Raw genomic sequence first — 16,083 nt, 5'->3', positions numbered from 1 at the left:
GTTCCTCTAATCGGTTGATGTCAGTCGGGCCTGCCGCCGCCGGGCTAGGTCGGCCCGTCGAGCGCGGCTGCCCAGGCGTCCAGGACATCCGCCACCGTTGGAGCGGGCGCCCGCAGCAGGGCCGCTGCCACCGTGCGTACGAACAGCCGGTGCCGGTCGTCCGTGAGGTACTCCGCCGGGGACTTGCCGTCCACGCGCGCGAGCGACAGCGCCGGGAGCAGTGCCGCGACCCTCGCCTCAAGGGCCTGCCGGGGCTCCCAGTCGACGCACCGGACGTACCTCTCAGTCAGCACTCGGGCGGAGTCGAGGAGATCGGCTCGGTTCCCGGGTACCACCAGGCTCTTGAGAAGCAGATGGTTGACACAGAAGGCCAGGTCGAAGGCCGGGTCTCCGTACCAGGCGCACTCGGCGTCCAGCAGCACGGGCCCGGCCGGGCCGACGAGGATGTTCTTGGGGCTGACGTCGCCGTGCACCAGGGCCAGGTGGGTCGTGGCCGTGCGGTGGGCGAGGCCCTGGAGGATGCCGCTCAGACCGGGGTGCGCCGCCGCGGTGGCCAGCAGGTACGGCTCGATGCGCAGGGCGTGGAAGTTGCCGTCGGTGGCGAACTCCTCGGCGAGGGCGGCATCGCCCGCGCTCGCCGCGTGCAGGGTCCCGAGCAGTTCTCCGACGGCCGCCGCGGTCGCCGCCTCCACCTGGCCGCCGAACAACTGCGCCTTCCACACCGGGTACCGCTCGGGGGGCAGGAACGCCATCGCGAAGAGGCCGGCCTCGGCGTCGTGGGCCAGCAACTCCGGCACGCTGTCCGGCCGGTGCCGGGACGCGAACCGCATCCACGCCCATTCGTAGGCGTTGCGCGACACCGGTGCCTGCCAGTCGGCGGCGACCCGCAGCCGGGCCAGGGCCCGCTTCACACACAGGGAACGTCCCGGCAGGTCCACCCGCCACAGGTCGGACGAGACCCCGCCGGCCAGCGGCGTCCAGCGTGCGGCCTCGCCGGGTGCGGCGAGCCGGTGGGCGAGCAGGAAGTCGGTGAGCGCGGTGTCCGGCACCGGGTCCGGGCTGACCGGCGCGGAGGGCGAGGTCATCGCCGGTCACCCGACCCGGCGGGCAGCCCACGGGGGCTGTTGCGTGCGTGGGCCGGTTCCTCGCCCGCCAGGATCCGCACGACCTCCTCGGCGGCACGACGGCGCAGCTCCGTGACCGAGGCGTCGGAGGAGAACGCGACGTGCGGGGTGAGCAGCGCACCCGGCTGCGCCAGCAGTCCGTCGGGGACGTGCGGCTCGGTCTCCAGGACGTCGAAGGCGGCTCCGTCCAGGTGCCCGCTGTCGAGCGCCTTGATCACCGCGTCGGTGTCCACCAGTCCGCCCCGGCTGACGTTGACCAGCAGGCCGCCCGGCCGCATCAGCGCCAACTGCTCGGCTCCGATGATGTGGTGCGTGTCCGGGGTGAGCGGCACGTGGAGGATCACCACGTCGCTGCGGCGCAGCAGTTCCTCCAGGCCCACCATCTGCACGCCGGGGGCGTCCTTCGGCGGATACGGGTCGTGGGCCAGGATCCGGCAGCCGAACGCGCCGAGCCGACCGGCGGTCGCGCGTCCGATGCGTCCGTATCCGACGACGCCGCAGGTCAGCGTCGACAGGCGGCGCAGCCGGGCACTGGCGGGGTCCCAACGGCCCGCGCGGACGTCCCGGTCGAACACGGCCAGGCCCCGCGTCCAGGCCAGCACCATGCCGACGGCGTGGTCCGCGACCTCCTCGACGCAGTAGTCGGGCACGTTGGTGACCCAGACGCCCCGGTCGGTGGCCGCCTCCACGGCGATGTTGTCGAGGCCGACGCCGAGCCTGGCCACGATCCGCAGGTCCGGCGACGTGCCGATCGCGGTGGCGGAGACGGGCGCCCAGCAGGTGAGGATGCCGGCGGGCCGGTGCTCGGCCACCAGTTCCTCGACGGCCTCGGCCGAGGCGGGCTCGGCGGGGCCGGTCACCAGTGTGTGGCCCGCCTCCTCGATGACGGATCGCTCGACGGAGTCGTCGGGCCAGGCGTAGTCGGTGAGCAGCACGGTGCCTGGGCGGCTCGATGGGTTCATGGCAGGTCGTCCTCGCAGAATCGTGCGGCCGCGGCGGACGGTCGGGCGTCGCGCCCGGTCGCGTCCGGTGAGCGGGTTTGATCGCCACCCGGAACGGCGGCCGACGGCATGTCCGATGGGCCGTCGGTGGCCTCGGGTGGGTCGGAGGGATCGGAGGGGGTCACTGGGCTCGCCGGCGCTCGCCGACTTGTGGTCGGGCAGGCGCCGCAGTACGTCCCCCGGAACGGATCACGGGATACCAGGGCACGTCGCATCACTGTGTCACAGCCACGTGGTGCTAACGATAGCATTCAGAACCTTCGGCACGTCAAGGGTGCGGCATGCACCTGATCGTCGGCATCGCACCGCAGGGCCCGCCCGCTTCCAGAGCGGAGGAACCCGCCGCCACGGGGAAAACGAGAGGCGCCGAAGAAAACCCGGGTGCACGTCTTGACGCGCCCGGTACTTCCCTCCATGGTTTTGCCAGCGCCGACCGTGTGACCGTGAAGTGTCCGCACGAAGTCCGGCTGTCGAAGACGCCATAGCCACGGATGTCCCCGACGGGCGATACACGGCTGAATTCCGCATGCGGTGTCCGACCGCGCGGCAACCCGTCGCCCCATTCCGCCAGTCGACGACCGCATAGCCGTCGTCGACGCGAGTCCGTGTTCAGCTCACCGCTTCTCGCCATCGCCGTACGACCCCGTACAGCCGCGTACGGCCCCGTACGGCGATGGATCCGCCACGGCCCGCCACTGCCCGCCGTGACCCATTCCTCTTCAGGAGCCGCTATGACTCACGCTGCGCAAGTCGACACCACCGCGGTGCCCGCCGGTGAAACACAGGAAAGCGACCGGCCCTTCGTTTCCCGCCCCATGGTCGGCGTGGGCTTCCTGCTGATCGTCCTCTCCTACATGGTCAACGCGATGGACCGCCAGGTCTTCCCTCCCCTGCTGCCCAACATCCGCGAGGAGTACGGGTTCTCCCTGGAACAGGGCGGGCTGCTGGCGACGAACTTCACCCTCGGCATGGCCCTCGCCGGCCTGCCCGCCGGCTACCTGCTCGACCGGTTCCGCCGCAAGACCGTGCTGCTGGTGAGCATCGTGATCTACTCCCTGGGCACGATGGCGACACCGCTGGCGACCGGTTTCGCCGACATGACCCTGTACCGGGTCGTCTCGGGCTTCGGTGAGGGCATGCAGTCCGCCGCCATCTTCGCGGCGATCGGCGCCTTCTTCGCCCAGCGGCGTGGCCTCGCCTTCGGAGTCATCGGCGTGGGCTACTCGATCGGTGTGTTCATCGCCCCGCTGATCGGTGTCGAGCTGGTGAGCATGCACGGCACCTGGCACTCGCCGTTCTACCTGTTCGGAGCGGCCGGGCTGCTGATCGCCACCGCCTCCCTGTTTCTCGTGAGGACCGGCCTGACCGAGCACTCCGTCGAGAAGGTCGCCTCGACCGGGACCTACGAGTACATGCCGGCCTCCGTCTACAACCGGAACACCGTCGCACTGGCCGTCCACGCGGTCATCAGCGGTGTGGCCATCTACGGGTTCCTCGGCCTCTACCCGACGTTCCTCATCAGCTCGCTGCACTACACCCCCGGGCAGGCCGCACTGTCCATGAGCTTCCTCGGCTTCGGCGGCATGACGGCCGTGTTCGGCGGCTGGCTCGGCGACCGCTTCAACCAGCGCAACCTGCTGATCCTCAGCCTGCTGGCCGTCTCCGCCGTCAGCGTGTGCATCTACACGGCGCACGCCGCGGTGGGGGTGCAGTGCGTGTTCGCCTTCCTCATGGGCGCCTTCGGGCTGGGCTTCATCTACCCCAACACCAACAGCGCGATGCAGCGGGCCGTCCGCCCCGGCCAGATCGGCCGCGCCTCCGGTTTCTTCGTCACCAGCTACTACGGACCGGCGGCGTTCTCGGGTCTGCTCTTCGCCGCCCTGGTGGACTCCTTCGGCTGGACCCGGGCCGGGCTGTTCCAGGTCACGGTTCTGCCGCTGCTGGCCGTCGTCGCCCTGACCTTCGTCCGCACCTCACAGTTCAACAACGCGGCCCGCTGAGCGCTCCGCCGCAACCACGGTGCCGAACCCGTGGGCCGGTGGGGGGGCGGCCGCGCAGTTCCCCGCGCCCCTTTCGGGGCGCGGTACCGCACCAGACTTCGATGAGTCCGCTTGGCGGGTCTTCGGACTTGGGCGGTGCGGCTCTCTGCCGGGCGCCTGCCCGGGGGGTGGTCCGCACAGAAAGGTGACACTTCGGTGCGGGAGTGTCACCTTTCCGCACCTCACCTACCGGGGACCCGGCCTGCCCGCACACCGCCCGACTTCGAAGAGCCCGCCCGGCGGCACACCGCCGACATTCCACGGGGCCTGCCCACCGCCGAGCGGTGGGCAGGCCCCGTGGAATGTCGCCCGGCAGGCGTCCGGAGTCAGCGGCTCTCCGCCACCACCGGGTTACGCAGAACGCCGATGCCCTCGATCTCCACCTCGACCACGTCACCGGGACGGATCGGCCCGACGCCGGCGGGCGTGCCGGTCATGATCGCGTCTCCGGGGAGCAGCGTCACGTAGCGGCTGAGGTAGCTGACGATGTCGGGAACGGCGAGCAGCAGGTCGGCGGTGCTCGCCGACTGCATGACGGCGCCGTTCACGCGGGTCGTCAACGACAGGGCAGAAGGGTCGAGTTCGGTCTCGATGACCGGCCCGAGGGGAGCGAAGGTGTCCTGCCCCTTCCCGATCAGAAGCGTGCCGTACGCGCTTTCCTTGCGCTGGACGATGCGGTCGCTGACATCATTGCCGCACGTGTAGCCGAGGATGTACTCGTGGGCGTCCGAGGGCTTCACATGACGGGCTTCCTTTCCGATGACGACGACCAACTCGCCTTCGAAATGGATCAGTTCACCGTCCGCCGGATAGACGATGGCGTCATCCGGGCCTATCGCCGCGGTACTGGGCTTCATGAAGCACACGGGAACTTCCGGAACCTCACGATCGGTCTCGTCGATGTGCGAGGCGTAGTTGTAGGCGAACCCGAATATCCGGGGCCGTTCGACCGGCGAGAGAACGACTACGTCGCCGATTTCGTCGACGTGCCCGGTGGGAGAAAGTCCGGTGAAGGGATCCCCCTCGAATCTCGCGATCCGGGCATCACCGGATACGAGTTCTCCGTAGTGACGCACGCCGCCGACGGCATACCTGATGATCCGCACGGAAACCTCCGCAACTAGGCAGCCGTATACGGCTGCACGACCCATCCAGCAATGCTAACGTTAGCACGCACAGAACGATCATCCCTGGGGCCCTTCCGTTCCGACTGCGGAGCGCAACACAAGCGCTATCGTTGGCACACGGAAAGTGACGACACGGGATCAGTCAGCTCAAGGGGGCCCTCACGTGATCACGACCAAGGACATCGCGGAACGCCTCGGAGTCTCCGTCTCGACCGTCGGCCGGGCGCTCGCCGACGATTCCCGCATCAGCGAGGAGACCAAGTTCAAGGTCCGCCAGGCCGCTTCCGAGATGGGGTACGTCGGCAACCGCGCGGCCCGGATGATGCGCGGCGCGTCCAGCAACGTGGTCGCCCTGGTGATCCCGGACATCCGCAACAGCTTCTACTCGACCATCGCGCACGAGCTGTCCAAGAACATGGAGGCCGAGGGCTTCCAGCTGATGCTCGCGGAGACCGACGACGACCGGATGGTGGAGCTGCGCCATCTGCGGGAGCTGTCCGCGACCCGCGTGGCAGGCGTCATCATCGTGCCCACCGCGCGCCCGCACAGCGACTCCGTCAAGCTCCTGCGCACGGTGCCGCACCTCCAACTGCTGCGCCGCCACCCGTCGCTCGGCTCCCAGTGGTTCGGCGTGGACGACCACGAGGCGCTGCGCCGGGCCACGGCCCACCTGGTGACCCAGGGCCACACGCGCATCGCGTACATGGGCGGCCCCGAGGAACTGCCCACCGGCGCGGAGCGTCTGCGTGGCTTCCGCACCGCCCTGCGCGAAGGCGGCCTGCCGGACGACGCCGGGCGCACGGAGCTGGGCCCGCCGTCGTCCGTGGACCACGGCCGCCAGGCGGTGCGCCGGCTGCTGAAGGGCCCGGACGCCCCCACGGCGCTCGTGCTGGGGTCGATCCAGCTCACCCGGGGAGTCCTGGAGGAACTGTCCGAGCAGGGCGTGAAGGTGCCCAGGAAGCTGTCCGTGATCGGGTTCGGGGACGAGCCGGGGTTCTCCTGGTGGGGCCCCGGACTCACCACGATCGGCCTGCCGATCCAGGAGATGGCCACCGGCTGCGCGCTGTGGCTGATGCGCCGCCTCAAGACCAAGCCGGGCAACGACGGACCGTACACGTCGGTCTCCCCCGGATCGCTGATCCTGCGCGGCAGCACGGCACCCCCTGGCGGACGGGCTTCGTCCAGGTCCCGCTGAGCCGGGGGCGGCCCCCATCGCACACGCGCAAGTGCCCGGAGCACACTGCTCCGGGCACCTCCGCATGAACCTGCCGAAGCCGACGGCCGAAGCCGACGGCCGTGGCCGTGGTACTCGCCGCCACAGTCGTGAGTGTCATCGCCGCTACAGAGGGCTCAGCCGCCATATCGGGCTCGCTCTTCTTTCGGCCACGACCCTGCCCGGCGGGCCCGCCCCTCCCTGTGCTGTCCGTCTGTCCAGGAAGTGCGCAGGCCCGCCGGAGTCCTTGTCCTTGCCGGAGCAGGATCGTGCGAACGATAGCACTCACTTCGAGGTGGACCAAGAGGGCGCGCGAGGGCGGAGTCGCACGGCGGGCCGATAAGAAGGGAGCGCAACCTACCCCTTGACATCACCGTCGACAGTTCGCACGATTGCGCTATCGTTAGCACGACGGCGAGGCGAAGAAAGCCGTACGACCCCTTCACTCGCTCGCAGCACCCTCGTACCGGTCCGGGTGCCGCCCCCTCGGGGTCAGCCCGCTCCCGTTCGTCGGCCATGACCTCCGTACGCCTCGGCCGTGCGGACATCCCTCCCCCGATGCCAGGCACGGACTTCCCGACCGTCACCCTGACCGTCACCCCGGTCGTCCCAACTCCGAAAGGTTGCACCGCCATGACAGACGCGCGGATCGCCAAGCTCCACGGCCGCAGAGTGTGGGACTCACGCGGTCGGCCGACCGTCGAGGTCGAGGTGCACCTCGCGGACGGCTCGACGGGGCGGGCCATCGCGCCGGCGGGGGCCTCCACGGGCCAGGGCGAGGCGCTCGACCTGCGCGACGGCGGCAGCCGCTTCGGCGGGCTCGACGTCCAGCGCGCGGTGGGCTCGGTGAACGACGAGATCGCGCCCGCCCTCGCCGGCCGTGACGCGAGTGACCAGGAAGCCGTCGACCGGCTGCTGGTGGACCTCGACGGAACTACCGACCGAAGCCGTCTGGGCGGCAACGCGATCGTGGCCACGTCCATGGCCGTCCTGCACGCCGCCGCCGCTTCGGCGGGCGTACCGCTGTGGAAGCACCTGGCGGGCGAACGCCCGGTCCGTATCCCGCTGCCGGAGATCCAGATCTTCGGCGGCGGCGCCCACGCGGACCGCCGGGTCGACGTACAGGACTTCATGGTGATGTGCCCGGCGGCGGACAGTTTCTCCGAGGCCCTGGACTGGACCGCGGAGATCTACCGGGCGGCAGGAAGTCTGATGCGCGCGGCGGGGAAGGCCCAGGGCGTGGCCGACGAGGGCGGCTTCTGGCCCGCCTTCGACTCCAACGAGGAGGCGTTGGAGATGCTGACCCGCGCCATCAGGACCGCGGGCTTCGCACCCTCGACCGAGGTGGGCATCTCGCTGGACGTCGCGGCCTCGCAGTTCGGCAGCGGCGGGCGGTACACGCTGGCCCTGGACGACCGCACGCTCGACACCGCGGCGCTGATCGACATGCTGGGCGGCTGGATCGAGCAGTATCCGATCCTGTCCGTCGAGGACCCGGTGGGCGAGGACGACCACGACGGCATGCTGGAGTTCACCCGGCGCTACGGCGACCGCTGCCAGGTGATCGGCGACGACTACCTGGTCACGAACGCCAAGCGCGTGGAGGCCGCAGCGACCAGCGGTACGGCGAACGCCGTCCTCGTCAAGCCGAACCAGGCCGGTACGGTCACGGAGGCGTTCCAGGCACTGCGGGCCGGAAAGGAAGCCGGCTTCGGCACGATCGTCTCGGCGCGTTCCGGGGAGACCGAGGACGTCACCATCGCCCATCTCAGCGTCGGCTGGGACGCCGGCCAGTTGAAGGTGGGCTCGTTCACCCGCTCCGAGCGCATGGCCAAGTGGAACGAGGTTCTGCGCATCGAGGAGTCCCTCGGTGAATCCGCGGAATTCAGCGGCTGGTCCGCCTTCACATTCGCCGGATCCCGGGCCTTTGTCACCAAGCCGTAAACGGCCGCGGAATATCCCGTATCACGTATTACAGTCAGCGAAATCCAGCTCCAGATCCAGAGATCCAGAGCCGATCCGAGCACGGAGACCAGCATGCTGCCACCCGTCAATCTGCGCCCGAGTTTCAACATCACCCGCTCCAGCCACGTCCGGCTCACCGTGGCCGATCTGGCCGAGAGCCGGAACTTCTACGTGAACGTGCTGGGACTCGTCGTCAGCGACGAGGACGAGCGCACCTGCTACCTCCGCGGCCTGTCGGAAGCCTGCCACCACAGCCTCGTCCTGGAGCTGGACGAGGAGGGCGCGGGCAGGAGCAGGAGGATCGGCTTCCGGGTCTTCTTCGACGAGGATCTCGACATCGCGTACGACTGGTTCCGTGAGCGGGGACTGCCCGCCGAGTGGGTCGACGCCCCGTACCAGGGCCGCACCCTGCACGTCAGCGACCCCATCGGCACGCCGCTCGAACTCTGCGCGCACATGGAGACCCGGCCGAGGCTGCACATCGACTTCCAGCTCCACAAGGGCGCGCACGCGCAGCGGCTCGACCACTACCAGACCTTCGCGCCCGACACGTACGAGCTGTGCGCGTTCTACGGCGAACTGGGCTTCCGCAACTCCGAGTACCTGGCGCACGGCGACAAGCTGCTGGGCGCGTTCATGTACCGGAAGGGCACCTGCCTGGACCTGGCGATCGTCGAGAACAGCGGCCCCGCGCTGCACCACTTCGCGTACACCGTCTCCGAGAGCCACGACATCTTCACCGCCTGCGACTTCGCGGGCATCCACGGCTACGGCGAGGGTGTGGAGCGTGGCCCCGGACGGCACGGGCCGGGCGGGATGCTCTTCGCCTACCTGCGTGACCCCGACGGGCACCGGGTGGAGGTCTTCAACAGCCACTACCAGACGATCGACACCGAGATCGAGCCGGTGCGCTGGGACGCGGGAACGCTGAGCACCAACGCCCGCTGGGGCCTCCCGGCGCTGGAGAAGTGGTACTTCGAAGCGTCGCCCTTCGTGGGAGTCAAGCAGATTCCGCCGGCCGAGCCGCCGAAGCCCATGTCGCTGGAGCGGTTCCTGCTCGAACAGTCCCAGTCCACCCACTGATCTTTTCGTCCCGAGGAGAAACCATGGCACGCGTCCCCTACCTGCGCCGCGAGGACGCCGACGAGTCGCAGAAGCCCCTGTACGACCGGCTGGAAGCCGAACGCAAGGTCCCGACGGCGAACATCTTCCTCGCCCTGACCAACGCGCCGACCCAGTTGGACGCCTTCCTGACCTACGCCAACTCGCTGCGGGCCGCCGACCTCAGCCCCCGCCTGCGTGAACTGGCCATCCTGACCGTGGGGTACGCGACCCGGTCGGCGTACGAGGTCGCGCACCACCAGTCGCACGGGCTCAAGGCCGGGCTCACCGAGGAACAGCTCGCGGCGGTGGCCGACTTCGAGTCGTCCGGTCTGTTCGACGACACGGAGAAGGCGGTGATGCGTCTCGCCCAGGAGTCCACGCTCCAGGTCGACGTCTCGGAGGAGACGTGGCGTGCCGCCGCCGGCCACCTGACGGACAAGCAGATGGTCGAACTGTCGTTGTCCATCGCCTGGTACAACTCCGGCGTCCGCATCATGGGATTGCTGGGCATCGACCTCGAGGACAACTACCCGAACCCTTTCCCCAATTCGTAAGTTCGTAGGGAATTCTTGATGTCTCCGCCCCCGGCCGCCGGGACGGAGCAGTTCCAAGGAGTATTTCAATGGCGAAAATGCTCGCTGCACGACTGCACGCACTCGGTGAGCCGATGTCGGTGGACACGATCGACGTGCCCACGCCCCGCCCGACCGACGTGCTGGTACGGGTCAAGGCGTGCGGGATCGTGCCGAACATGGCCAACGTGATCAACAACTGGCCCACCTGGTTCCCGCATCAGCCGTTGCCGAAGTTCCCCGCCGTCTTCGGCCTGGACGCCGCCGGCGTGGTCGAAGCGGTCGGTGAGGCCGTGCTGCACACCAAGCCGGGTGACCGGGTGTACGTCAACCCCCTGCGTTCCTGCGGCAGTTGCCAGGTGTGCCGGGGCGGCGAACTGAGCCGCTGCCGCTACTTCACCCTGAACGGCTACTTCAGCACCTCCCGTGACGGTCAGCGGATATTCGACCTCTACCCCTACGGCGGCTTCGCGGAGTACATGACCGCCCCGCAGTACTCGATCGTCAACATCCCGGACAACATGACGTTCGAGCAGGCCGGCAAGCTGGGCTACATCGGCACGTCCTACGGCGCCCTCAAGAACGCCGCGGCGGGCCCGGGTCAGGTCGCGCTCGTCGACGGGATCACGGGAACCCTCGGTGTCGCGTCGACCGTGCTCGCGCTGGCCTCCGGCGCCTCCCGGGTCCTCGGGACCGGTCGCAACGAGGAACTCCTCAAGCGCGTCAAGGAACTTGACCCGGATCGCGTCGAGGTCTTCCGGCTGGGCGACGGCTCCACCGGCGCGTGGGCGAAGTCCCGCACCGGCGGCGAGGGCGCGGACTACGTCATCAGCGCGCTGGGCGCCAAGGCTCCGGTGGAGACGATGCTCGACTCCATGCAGGGCGTCCGCCGGGGCGGCAGGGTCGTCAACGTCGGCGGCGTTGCCGACCGGCTGCCCCTGGACGTGAAGTGGCTCATGGACGAGCAGGTCCAGCTGATCGGCTCCAACTGGTTCAGCACCGCGCAGGGGCAGGAACTCGCCGACATGGTGGCCACGGGCACCCTGGACCTGTCCTACCTGCAGGCCAAGCCCTTCCCTCTGTCCAGGGTCAACGAGGCCATCTCGGGCCTGGAGGACCGCGACGGCGGATTCAGCAACTACGTCGTCATCCCCTGACCGCAGAGCACCGTACTCACCCCGCGGCGGTCCTGTCCTGCCCTGACTCCGCCGCGGGGTGTCCCAACCGCCGGCCGCACGCACGGCCGGCACTCGCCTGAGCACACGCCCAGCAGGACGGAGGAGCCGGTGGAACTGCGCTGGCTGGAGTCGTTCGTCACCGTCGCGGAGGAACTGCATTTCGCGCGGGCGTCGGACCGTCTGCATCTCGCTCCGTCGGCGCTCAGCGCCCAGATCAGGGCGCTGGAATCGCACCTGGGCGTCCGCCTGATCGACCGCGGACGACGCACCCGCCCGGCGCTGACCAGCGCCGGGCGGCTCTTCGTCGAAGAGGCGCGGCTGACCCTCGCCCAGGCCGCGCGGGCCGAGGCCGTGGGCCGGCGTGCCGGTCGCGGCGAGCTGGGGCACGCCCAGATCGCGTACGTCGCCTCGGCCGCGTTCTCCGGAGTGCTGACCGACGTCCTCACCCGCTGCGCGGCCCCCGGCACGCAGCTCACCCTGCAGGTACGGGAGTTGGAGACGCCGGCGCAGTTGGAGGCGCTGGCCTGCGGGGACATCGACGTCGGGTTCCTGCGCTGGAGGCCGGAGTACCCGGCCGAAGTCACCGCCGCCTGTCTGCTCACGGAGGACGTCGTCCTGGCGCTGCCGGCCGACGCGCCGCTGGCGGCGTACGAGGCGGTACCGGCGGCGAAGCTGCGCGACGAGCAGTTCGTGGCCCCGCACTTCGACGAGGAGTACGGCTGCCGGGACCAGATCCTGGAGGTGGCGGAGCGGGGCGGTTTCAGTCCGCGGTGCGCTCCCCCGGTGCGGGACTTCATCGCGGCGCTGACCCTGGTGGGCGGTGGTCTCGCGGTGGCCCTGGTCCCCGATTCGCTGCGCCGCGTGCAGATCCCCGGGGTGGCCTACCGCCCGCTGGCGGACGTACCGCTGACCACCCGTCTGGTGGGCGCCTACCGCAGGGGCGAGACCTCGCCTGCCGTGCGCGGCGTGATCCGCCACCTGCGGAAGGCGGCTGCCGCCACGGTCGGCACCGGCTGAAGCCACGGTGTCGCCACTCCGGCCGCCGGACCGCCCCCGATGCTCGTCGGCGTGGCTTGCTCCGCGCAGCACCGCCGGCCGACGACGAACCGACGACGATCCGACGCATCTTTGTACGCGGAAAACGCACCGTCTGAGCAGGTCAGAGGGGGTATGACCGGCCTAGGCTCGACACGGCACCCCAGATTCGTGGCTCCGTCTGTCGACTGCCGTCGGACGGGGAAGGACAGGCGGAGGAACGTATGACATCGATCAAGCACGTGGGCGTCGTCGGCGCCGGACAGATGGGCCGGGGCATCGCCGAGGTCTGCGCCCGGGCCGGGCTGCGCGTCACCCTGTGCGACGTGACCGAGGACAGGGCCCGTGCCGGCCTGGCGGGCGTGGCCGACTCCCTGCTCAAGGCGGAGAAGCGCGGCGCCGTCACCTCGGAGGACCGCGCCCGTGCCCTGGCCGGGATCTCGGTCGCCGCGGACCTCTCCCGCCTGTCCGGGGCGGACCTGGTGATCGAGGCGGCCGTAGAGGACGAGCAGGCCAAGACGGCGCTCTTCCGGCAGCTCGACGAGGTGGTCACCGACCCGGCCGCCGTACTGGCCAGCAACACCTCCTCGATCCCCATCGCCCGGCTCGCCGCCGTGACCGGACGGCCGGAGGCGGTGGTCGGACTGCACTTCTTCAACCCGGTTCCCGTCCTGCCGCTGGTCGAGGTGATCCCGTCCTTGCACACCTCCAAGGCCACGGAACTGCGGGTGCGGGCCTTCGCCGAAGAGGCCCTGGGCAAGAAAGCCATCGTCACCCAGGACCGCGCCGGTTTCGTGGTCAACTCCCTTTTGGTTCCCTACCTGTTGGCGGCAGTACGGATGGTCAGCTCCGGCACGGCGACAGCGGAGGACATCGACACCGGGATGACCGCTGGTTGCGCCCACCCCATGGGCCCGTTGCGCCTCGCCGACCTCATCGGTCTCGACACCGTGGCGGCGATAGGCGAGGCGCTGTACGAGGAATACCGCGAACCGCTGTACGCCCCGCCCCCGTTGCTGCGCCGCATGGTCGAGTCGGGACTGCTGGGCCGTAAGTCGGGACAGGGGTTCTTCAGCTACCAGGCGGCCTGAGCGTCGGTAAGGGCAAAAACCCGGCAGGGGCGGCCGACGGCCGCCCCTGCGTTCGGCCCTCTGCTTCGACCAGAGGATCGGCGATCAGCGGAACGCCGCCTGGCCGGTGAGCGCCTGGCCGACGACCAGAGTGTGCATCTCGCTGGTGCCCTCGTAAGTCAGCACCGACTCCAGGTTGTTGGCGTGGCGCAGCGGCGAGTACTCCAGGGAGATGCCGTTGGCGCCGAGGACGGTGCGGCACTCGCGGGCGATGGCGATCGCTTCGCGGACGTTGTTGAGTTTGCCGACGCTGATCTGCTCGGGCCGGATGCGGTGCTGGTCCTTGAGCCGGCCCAGGTGGACAGCGAGCAGCGCGGCGTTGCCGACGGACACGCTCATGTCGGCGAGCTTCTTCTGCGTGAGCTGGAAGGCGCTGATGGGCTTGTCGAACTGGACGCGGGAGTCGGCGTACTCGATGGCCGTCTGGATGCAGTCGCGGGCCGCGCCGACCGCGCCGAACAGGATGCCGAAGCGGGCCTCGTTCAGGCAGGACAGCGGGCCGCGCAGGCCCTGCGCGAGCGGCAGGCGCGCCGAGTCGGGCAGCCGTACGTTGTCGAAGGACAGCTCCGAGGTGATGGACGCGCGCAGCGACATCTTCTGCTTGATGTCCTGCGTGGTGAAGCCCGGTGTCCCGCGCGGCACGAGGAAGCCGCGGACGCCGTCCTCGGTCTGCGCCCAGACGGTGGCCACATCGGCGATGCCGCCGTTGGTGATCCACATCTTGGAGCCGTTCAGGATCCAGTCGCCGCCGTCCCGGACGGCCCTGGTGCGCATCCCGGAGGGGTTGCTGCCGAAGTCGGGCTCGGTCAGACCGAAGCAGCCGATCGCCTCACCGGCGGCCAGCCGGGGCAGCCACTCCTGCTTCTGCTCCTCCGAGCCCCACTTCCAGATGGAGAACATCGACAGCGAGCCCTGCACGGACACGAAGCTGCGAAACCCCGAGTCCGCCGCCTCCAGCTCCAGACAGGCCAGACCGTAGGAGACGGCGTTGGTGCCGGCGCAGCCGTAGCCTTCGAGGTGCATGCCCAGAACGCCCAACTTGCCGAGTTCCGGGGCGAGTTCGCGTGCGAAATGCGCGTTCTCGAACCACTCGCCGATGTGCGGGCGCACCCGGTCGGCCAGGAACTTGGCGACGGTGGCCTGGATCTCGCGCTCCTCGTCGGTGAGGGTGGAGGAGATGTCGAGCAGGTCGAGGGGGTCCTTCATCGGCTTGGCGCCGCTCATCGTGTGCTCCTGGGGGTTGTCGGTGATCGGTTGGTCGTGGTGCCTGCGCCGGGAACGGTCAGTTGACCGCTTCGTCCGGCGCGGAGGTCTGGTCGTGGCCGGAAGGGCGGCGCAGGATCTCCGCGGTGTGCTGGCCCAGGCGCGGTGGCGGCAGGCGGTACTGCGCGGGCGTGCCGCTCAGCGCGATGGGGCTCGCGACCTGGCGGGCGGGCCTGCCCTCTGCTCCGTCAGCGGAGGTGGCGGGGATGCCGGGGGTGGCGGGGATGTCGACGATGCCGGGAAGGCCGAGCTTCTGGGCGAAGTCGAACGCCTCGTCAAGGGTGTTGACCGGCCCGGCGGGCACCCCCGCGGCCAGCAGGACGGCCGACCAGTGGTCCGCGCCGGCGGTGCCCAGCCGCTGCGTCAGGATGTCCCGCAGTTCGGTGCGGTGGGCGACCCGGTCGGTGTTCGTGCGGAAGCGGTCGTCGAGAGCGAGACCGGGTTCCCCGACGAGGTCGGCGAGCGCGGCGAACTGCCGGTCGTTGCCCACGGCGATCGCGATCGGACGATCGGCGGCCGGGAAGGTCTCGTACGGGGCGATGCTCGGATGCGCGTTGCCCATACGGCCCGGGACGACACCGGCGACGGCGAACGCCGACGCCTGGTTGACCATGGCCGACAGCAGCGAACTGAGGAGGTTCACCTCCACGTGCTGGCCCTGCCCGGTGGCGTCCCGGTGCCGGAGGGCCGCGAGGATGCCCAGCGAGGCGTGCAGGCCGGTGATCACGTCGACCAGGGCCACACCCGCCTTCACCGGCTCCCCGGCGGCGTCCCCGGTCACGCTCATCAGACCGCCGACGGCCTGCACGAGCAGGTCGTATCCGGGGATCGCCGCGCCCGCGCCGCCGCCGAAGCCGCTGATCGAGCAGTAGACCAAGCCCGGGTGCAGGGCACGGAGTTCGTGCTGTCCGAGCCCGAGCCGTTCCATCGTGCCGGGGCGGAAGTTCTCCACCAGCACGTCGGACTCGGCGACCAGGGCGCGGGCCTGTTCGCGGCCGGCGTCGGTCGTGAGGTCCAGGGTGACGGACTTCTTGTTCCGGTTGACGCTCAGGAAGTAGGTCGACGTGCCGTCGTGGTCCGCCGGAGGGTGCCAGGCCCGGGTGTCGTCCCCGATGCCCGGCCGTTCGACCTTCACCACCTCCGCGCCGAGGTCGGCGAGGAGCATGGTGGCGTAGGGCCCCGCGAGAACCCGGGAGAAGTCGGCGATCCGCAGACCCTCCAGCGCGCCGCGCCCCGTCCCCTCGGCAACGTCGGCCCGTCCGTCCGGCGCGTTGTGCTGGGTGCTCACGCACCCTCCTCTCTGATCGTCCCGCGTAGGCGAGTCGTCCCTCG

At 69.9% G+C, this 16,083-nt stretch carries 13 protein-coding genes; 8 read left to right on the top strand and 5 right to left on the bottom strand.

Annotated elements, in window-relative coordinates; all coding sequences use genetic code 11:
- Window positions 1–44: 44 nt before the first annotated feature.
- Window positions 45–1,085, bottom strand: a complete 1,041-nt coding sequence (locus OG352_RS39180) for a phosphotransferase family protein (protein WP_329223528.1) — start codon at window positions 1,083–1,085, stop codon at window positions 45–47.
- Window positions 1,082–2,086 carry a C-terminal binding protein gene (locus OG352_RS39175; protein ID WP_329223526.1) on the bottom strand — a complete coding sequence of 335 codons (1,005 nt, stop codon included), beginning with the start codon at window positions 2,084–2,086 and terminating at the stop codon, window positions 1,082–1,084. The genes OG352_RS39180 and OG352_RS39175 overlap by 4 nt, the downstream gene beginning before the upstream one ends.
- 770 nt (window positions 2,087–2,856) lie before the next feature.
- On the opposite strand from OG352_RS39175, the gene OG352_RS39170 reads away from it, so the two are divergent.
- Complete coding sequence (locus OG352_RS39170; protein ID WP_329223524.1) at window positions 2,857–4,125, top strand: MFS transporter; 1,269 nt, start codon at window positions 2,857–2,859, stop codon at window positions 4,123–4,125.
- Between the two features lie 365 nt (window positions 4,126–4,490).
- On the opposite strand, the gene OG352_RS39165 is transcribed toward OG352_RS39170, so the two are convergent.
- The gene (locus tag OG352_RS39165; protein WP_329223523.1) at window positions 4,491–5,270 is read right to left on the bottom strand and encodes a fumarylacetoacetate hydrolase family protein; all 780 of its coding nucleotides are present in this window, start codon (window positions 5,268–5,270) and stop codon (window positions 4,491–4,493) included.
- Between the two features lie 184 nt (window positions 5,271–5,454).
- On the opposite strand from OG352_RS39165, the gene OG352_RS39160 reads away from it, so the two are divergent.
- The 7 genes from OG352_RS39160 (at window position 5,455) to OG352_RS39130 (ending at window position 13,449) form a co-directional block, all read left to right on the top strand.
- The gene (locus OG352_RS39160; RefSeq protein WP_329223522.1) at window positions 5,455–6,486 is read left to right on the top strand and encodes a LacI family DNA-binding transcriptional regulator; all 1,032 of its coding nucleotides are present in this window, start codon (window positions 5,455–5,457) and stop codon (window positions 6,484–6,486) included.
- A 651-nt stretch (window positions 6,487–7,137) separates the two neighbouring features.
- Window positions 7,138–8,448 carry a phosphopyruvate hydratase gene (gene eno, locus OG352_RS39155; protein ID WP_329223521.1) on the top strand — a complete coding sequence of 437 codons (1,311 nt, stop codon included), beginning with the start codon at window positions 7,138–7,140 and terminating at the stop codon, window positions 8,446–8,448.
- 93 nt (window positions 8,449–8,541) lie between these two features.
- Complete coding sequence (locus tag OG352_RS39150; protein ID WP_329223519.1) at window positions 8,542–9,552, top strand: VOC family protein; 1,011 nt, start codon at window positions 8,542–8,544, stop codon at window positions 9,550–9,552.
- Between the two features lie 23 nt (window positions 9,553–9,575).
- Window positions 9,576–10,127 (top strand): carboxymuconolactone decarboxylase family protein, encoded by a 552-nt coding sequence (locus OG352_RS39145; protein WP_329223517.1) that lies wholly within the window; start codon window positions 9,576–9,578, stop codon window positions 10,125–10,127.
- A gap of 68 nt (window positions 10,128–10,195) precedes the next feature.
- The gene (locus tag OG352_RS39140; protein WP_329223515.1) at window positions 10,196–11,302 is read left to right on the top strand and encodes an alcohol dehydrogenase catalytic domain-containing protein; all 1,107 of its coding nucleotides are present in this window, start codon (window positions 10,196–10,198) and stop codon (window positions 11,300–11,302) included.
- A gap of 129 nt (window positions 11,303–11,431) precedes the next feature.
- Window positions 11,432–12,340 (top strand): LysR substrate-binding domain-containing protein, encoded by a 909-nt coding sequence (locus OG352_RS39135; protein ID WP_329223514.1) that lies wholly within the window; start codon window positions 11,432–11,434, stop codon window positions 12,338–12,340.
- Window positions 12,341–12,582: 242 nt separating this feature from the next.
- On the top strand, window positions 12,583–13,449 hold the full coding sequence (locus OG352_RS39130; protein ID WP_329223512.1) for a 3-hydroxybutyryl-CoA dehydrogenase: 867 nt from the start codon (window positions 12,583–12,585) through the stop codon (window positions 13,447–13,449).
- A gap of 84 nt (window positions 13,450–13,533) precedes the next feature.
- On the opposite strand, the gene OG352_RS39125 is transcribed toward OG352_RS39130, so the two are convergent.
- Together OG352_RS39125 and OG352_RS39120 are read right to left on the bottom strand one after the other, a co-directional pair.
- The gene (locus OG352_RS39125; RefSeq protein WP_329223511.1) at window positions 13,534–14,712 is read right to left on the bottom strand and encodes an acyl-CoA dehydrogenase family protein; all 1,179 of its coding nucleotides are present in this window, start codon (window positions 14,710–14,712) and stop codon (window positions 13,534–13,536) included.
- A gap of 58 nt (window positions 14,713–14,770) precedes the next feature.
- Complete coding sequence (locus OG352_RS39120; protein ID WP_329223509.1) at window positions 14,771–16,039, bottom strand: CaiB/BaiF CoA transferase family protein; 1,269 nt, start codon at window positions 16,037–16,039, stop codon at window positions 14,771–14,773.
- Between the last annotated feature and the right edge of the window lie 44 nt (window positions 16,040–16,083).

The sequence above is a fragment of the Streptomyces sp. NBC_01485 genome (genome assembly GCF_036227125.1).
Taxonomy (GTDB): Bacteria; Actinomycetota; Actinomycetes; order Streptomycetales; family Streptomycetaceae; genus Streptomyces.
The sequence above is the reverse complement of the archived record's forward strand: the minus strand, read 5'-3'. Positions and strand labels throughout refer to the sequence as shown.